The organism is Phocaeicola fibrisolvens (assembly GCF_025567125.1).
Taxonomy (GTDB): domain Bacteria; phylum Bacteroidota; class Bacteroidia; order Bacteroidales; family Bacteroidaceae; genus Phocaeicola; species Phocaeicola fibrisolvens.
Genome location: NZ_JAOQJI010000083.1, coordinates 1 through 6,102, shown reverse-complemented (window position 1 = coordinate 6,102; position 6,102 = coordinate 1). Strand labels below are relative to the sequence as shown.

Here is a 6,102-nt window from a genome sequence, read left to right as displayed (position 1 = left end):
GATAAAGAAGACATAAGAAGACTTGAAAAAAACGCTTAGGCATTTCAATCAAAACACTTAGACGTTTAAGACAAAACGCTTCGACGTTTCAAGGAAAACGTTTAGGCGTTTCAACACAAACGTCGAAGCGTTTTTTTACGGGAAACATTTACATAATTTTACATATAGATTACACTCTTTTTCAGCAAGATAGAAGAATATATTTCCCCTGACATAGTCAATCAAACATAACAAATACTTTTGGGAACCTCTCCCATCCAGACAAAAAAAGAGGCCGCTCATCACTGAGAAGCCCCTTCAAAAATGCAAATTAAAAGAGAGACATTTATATTATAGATCCTCGTTCCAACCTGTATAACGATAACCTACTACAGAATAAGTCACGCCCGGATCTACAGTTGTTGTATAGGTAAAAGAAATCTTATCTGATACTGTTCCTGAAGGAGCCGTAGCACCATTCAATTCCAGTTTTCCGTCTGTCAATGTAAAAGTTTCCTCAGAAGAAGTTACATTACTAGCCAAATTCATCACGTCCGTACCTGAAAAAGACAATTCCGGAACATTGCACGAGATTTTTCCATTGATAAAATAACGTTTCAGCTCATTACTTACTGTATTGGATGAATTATACGACCCGATACGAATCCAACATTTATCCGTATCATAGTCTGTCGTATTGGCCAAGAAACAGTTCACCCCTTCCGCGATGACCGTTCCATTTCTAGATATGGAAACAGTATATTGTCCTCCCAACGGATGAATTGGAGTGTACTCTATGTCATAACTTAAATCTTCAGAATTACAAGCTGTCAGTATCCACAAACAAGATAACAGCAGTAAATAGGCATATTTAATTCTTTTCATAAAAGCAATTCTAATTTTAATATGTACATCAATTAATTATTTTCCATTCTCTACCTGCCACCACATAGGCTCATCCAACTCCTTTGTAACCGGCGCATTCGGATTATATTGAGATGAGCGTGACGGAACCAGCAAACGACGAGGAAACTCCATCGGCTGCAAAACAGAAGACCCCGGGGCAACCAATGTACCCAACTCATACCCAGGAGTCAATTCACGTTCCAAAGCTACATCTGAAACACGTACTGTAGCAGCAGTACTGATAGCTGGAATACCCGTACGGTTGCGGTCGAACACTCCATCGAGCGCATTGGCATGCGCATAAGAAATCCATTTCTGCGTCATAATGCATTTCATCATGCTTTCTTCAGAAGTAGCATCAAAAGCATAAGCACCTCCATCTGCCACAAAAGCATCTCCTTGTCCGGCTGTTGATTCCCACCGGTCAAAAGCGGCTTTCACCCCTTTCTCATAATTCTCTTTTGCAGCTGCTACATTACCCAAACGAGCATAAGCTTCTGCCTCCAAGAAATAAATTTCAGCCTTGTTCATCAAATACACCGGATCATCATAAGCTTGCAGGTAACGTGACGAACCGACCAATTCAATGACCGACGTTTCAGGTTTACTGCCACAAGGAAGTCCTTCATATATATCAGAAGGCTCGCCCTTTCCTCCAGAAGCTGAAGTGGGCATATACAGGTTTGCCACACGCGGGTCGTTGTAGTGCAACAGATACTCCAGCAAAGTATGACAAGCACGAATATTTTCCTTCGTATTCAACTGGCGAATGTTGTATTCATACAACGGATTTCCTTTGTCTGTCGCATCCTCAAACTTCGTAAATGCACAATCGTCTTCCAGGAAATCGTTTTCATCGAGCAAACTTTGAATCGCATCCTTGTTTGCCTCAAAATCACGAATCAGCACTTTCAGTTTCAAGTTCTTGGCAAATCTTCTCCACTTATCAATATCTCCTTCCAGAAACATATCATACGTTTCTATATAAGAACTGGATTTTTCTGCTGCTTGAGGACACTTTGCAATCGCTTCATCCAAAATAGCCAAAATACCCGGATACACCACCGTACGTCCATCATCATAATGAGGATAAGGATAGTTCACTTGGTCCAGGGCCTCCGTGAAAGGAATATCCTCATACAAATCGGCCAGCATGTGATAATTATACGCTGTAAGCACTTTGGCAATCACCCAATAATCCCATGCTTCGTCCTGTTCAGACATGGTAATCACATCCTTCAAATCGGGCAATGTATTGGTATACGCATTGGTAAAGAAACCGTTATATGAAGTTACCGTCAGACTGTAATTACACAAAGTATTATACTGGTTGGTAGTATTTCCCTGGGTGGTAAACTGAAGCCACATATCCCCTATCAAATCGCCATAAAGTCCCAATTGTGCGATGGTAGAAGCACATGCAGAAGGAAGCAATGCCGACATGGTAGTAGATACAGGATAGTTCGGATTGTCATTGACATCAAGATAATCCTTACAGGATGTCAGTGAAGCGCCGGATATCAGCAAGGCAAACAAGCTGGAATATAAGAATTTATATTTTTTCATACAGATATTTCTTTAATGGTTTAAAATACGACTTTCACGTTCACACCAATGTTGCGCGTAGAACTTGTACCTGTGGTTTCACCAAATTCTGACAACAAATCATTACCCAAGTTAGACACTTCCGGGTCTACGTAATTGTTTTCTTTCGGAGTGAAAAGAAGTAGGTTACGTCCTACCAACGCCAATGAAACCTGCTGGAACGGAGTCTTTGCCAACATGGATTTCGGGAAGGTATAGGAAAGTGACACCTCACGCAATCTGAAGTAATCCTTCGGAATAATGAACTGGCGACGTACCTCCGGACTGTATGAGTAGTTACCCAACGCATAGTTCATCTGGTCGGTACGAACAGGAATATTGTTTTCCACGTATTCCCCATTTACAACCTTTACAGAGTGTGGATAAATAAATGAGTTACGCTCATTGAACACAGTCTGCGTAGAGTTACCATTGAAATGCGAAATATAAGAAGTGTTAGACAACATATAACCACCTTTTCTCCAGTCGGCAGAAGCACTGAAAGTAAAACCTTTCCACTTCAGACTCGTATTGAATCCCATGTTGAACTTCGCTTCTGAGCTTCCCACATATTCATATTCGGTATTACTATCTGAAAGGAAACCATTGTTATTCACAATGTTATATCCATAATAAGGACTGTTTTCATCCATCACTTTATTGGCAGCAGGAATACGGAACAACCCTACAGGTTCACCTACCTTCAGGACATAATATACACCACGCCAGTTAGTATAAGAGTACTCATCCGCACCGTCCCAAAGTTCCTTCACTTCACTCATGTTCTTGGTAAACGTAAATCCAATGTCCCATGTCCAATCCTTCGTACGAACCGGAGTCAAGTTCACCATCAATTCCACACCCTGATTCTGAATTTTTCCTACATTTTTCGTCTCGTATGAGTAAGCAGTTTCAGGAGCCAGTGAGGCAGAAATAATCTGGTCTTTCGTCATACGGTTATAATAAGAAGCATCTACAGTCAAGCGGTTATTAAAGAAACTTCCCGACAATCCGACCTCGTATTCTGTGGTCATTTCAGGCTTCAAGTTCGTACTCGGCAACGTATTATTCGATGTCATACCCATCACCCCGCCAATCGGCATGGAAGTATAATAGCCATTAATGTCCTTGAAATTGGCAATCTGATACCATGATGTAGTCTTATACACATTGGCATCATTACCTGTCTGTCCTAAAGCTGCACGCACTTTCAAGAAATCTACCTGATGTTCTTTCAGTGATGGCATCATCTCTGTTAAAAGGAATGACACGTTGGCACCTCCATAGAAGAAACTGTTGTTTCCGGCTGGAAGAGTAGACGACCAGTCATTACGTCCCGACAGATTCAAGAATACCATATCTTTATAACCCAACTCGGCCTGTGCAAAAGCACCAATCAAACGACGAAGTTCATTGTAAGTGACAGATACGGCAGAAGAAGATGTATTGTACAAGCTATACCATCCGGCAATGGCCAAACCATCCACATATCCACCGGTATATCCGTAACTGCGCTGGTTCAAGTTCCATCCAGCTACTGCATTAATAGAAAAATCATGAATCTTGTAATCTGCATTCAACAGAGCAGTCGCATCTATCTGACTGCGGTTGTAACGATACTCTGAGTAATAACCTAAAGATTCAGTGGCTCCACCCAACTGGCTGTAAGACCCGTTAGAGAAAGTTGTTTTAGGCTCCTGGCTAGTGGTACGGTTATTAGAGAAGTCACCACCTAAACGAGCCGTAGCCTTCAAGCCTTTCATAATCTCATAACTCATTTCAATACGTCCGTACACACGGTCATCCTGATAATTACTTCTATAATTATCAATCATATAATAAGGGTTGGTAGCATAGAACGTATAATAGTTGTCCAGATTGTAGCGTTCATCATTGTAATCTTTCATCTGACTGAAATCTACGTCCACCGCATGCTGCAACAATTCCATATACATATCGTTGCTGCGACTGATGTCCTTACGCACGTAATTCATCGTCATATCCAAAGAGAACTTATTGATATTCATATAACCACGCAATGAGAACGTATTTCTGGAGAACAGGTCTCCGTTGTTCGGCAAAATACCATTGGACGACAAATTACCATACGAAGCAACGACTCCCACCTTGTCATTTCCGTATCGCACGCTGACGTTGTTGTTCTTCTCAAAACCTGTCTGATAAAAATTTCTCAGGTTATGCTCTACGTATGAAAACGGTTTGGTCATCGGAGTATCCAGTTGGTCTGATCCCCATTCATGAATGGTGCCATCCAAACGAGGCCCCCATGAACCGTTTTCACTTCTGTTCCAGCTTCCCCATCCTTGTCCGAACAAGTCCTGCGTCTGCATTACACGCAATACTTTCGAAGCCGTAAATGAACCGTCATACGTTACACTCAATTTCTCAATCCCGGCTTTTTTCGTGGTAATCATTACCACTCCATTGGCTGCACGAGAACCATACAATGCCGTAGCCGATGCTCCTTTCAAGATGGTGACCGATTCCACATCTTCAGAGTTAATGTCATTGGCTGCATTACCAAAGTCGGTAGTTGAACTGTCATCTGTCGGACTACCGCGGAAAGTAGAGTTGTCAATAGGCACCCCATCCACGATATACAACGGCGAGTTGTTGTTCAAAGAAGAAATACCACGAATCAAGACTTTTTGAGAAGTACCTGTATTTCCTGCTGATGAAATCTGTACACCGGCTACTTTACCGCTTAATCCACCCATCACTGAACCGGACTTACCTGCATCTATATCTTCCGACTTCACCGTAGTAGCAGCATATCCCAACGTCTTCTCGCTTCGTTTCATACCCAATGCAGTAACCACGACTTCATCCAGTACCTCTTGAATCACTCTTCAAAATCACATGCAATGGAGTATTCTTTATGGCTACTTCCTGACTTTTCATACCCACAAATGACACAATCAACGTCTTGCTTTCAGCCTTTACTCCCGTAATCATAAAATTACCATCCACATCAGTAGTGGTTCCTTGCGTAGTGCCTTTCACCAAGACTGAAGCTCCCACAATAGGCAGACCATCCTCTTCAGAAGTTACCACACCTTTTACGATCAATCCTTGCGACCATGCTATTCCCATCCATACAAACAGAAAGGCCAGCATCAATGTAAGTTTCCTTTTCATAAATCCCTCCTTTGATTAAACATTTAAACAAATCTCGTTTAGTTAATAACACATTATAAATACATATTAAAACTCATTAACAACGTCGCAAAGATATATATTTAAATAAATAAAAAGCAAAATATCACAGAAAAATATAATTGAAAAGCAAAAAGTTATTTTGAAAATAAATAATTATTCACATTGAATGCATAACAAGAAACCATATTCAAATAAAATGCATAGATTTTAATACAATCCGAAACTTAAAAACACAAACTAAAACAAAACAAAAACATACCAACTCAATATATCATGTATTTTTTCAAACTTGCAAATAAATCAAAAAGAAACCACAAATAGAGTAAATACGACACGATGGAAAATCCCCCACTCCACCAAAAAGAAAATAAAAAGAGGCCGTCTCAAAATGAATTGAGATGGCCTCTGTCGTTTCATATCAGATTGAAGTCGTTTGGATTTTCCTCAAAAAAA

At 40.7% G+C, this 6,102-nt stretch carries 2 protein-coding genes and 1 pseudogene; all 3 read right to left on the bottom strand.

Translation table 11 applies throughout. The features are described from left to right. Positions 1–330 precede the first annotated feature (330 nt). Entirely contained in the window at positions 331–864 is a 534-nt protein-coding gene (locus OCV81_RS17310) for a lipid-binding protein (RefSeq protein ID WP_148331088.1), read from the bottom strand. A 36-nt stretch (positions 865–900) separates the two neighbouring features. Then, positions 901–2,451, bottom strand: a complete 1,551-nt coding sequence (locus OCV81_RS17305) for a SusD/RagB family nutrient-binding outer membrane lipoprotein (protein ID WP_148331087.1) — start codon at positions 2,449–2,451, stop codon at positions 901–903. Between the two features lie 20 nt (positions 2,452–2,471). Further along, a pseudogene (locus OCV81_RS17300) lies at positions 2,472–5,628 on the bottom strand (SusC/RagA family TonB-linked outer membrane protein). Positions 5,629–6,102: the final 474 nt, after the last annotated feature.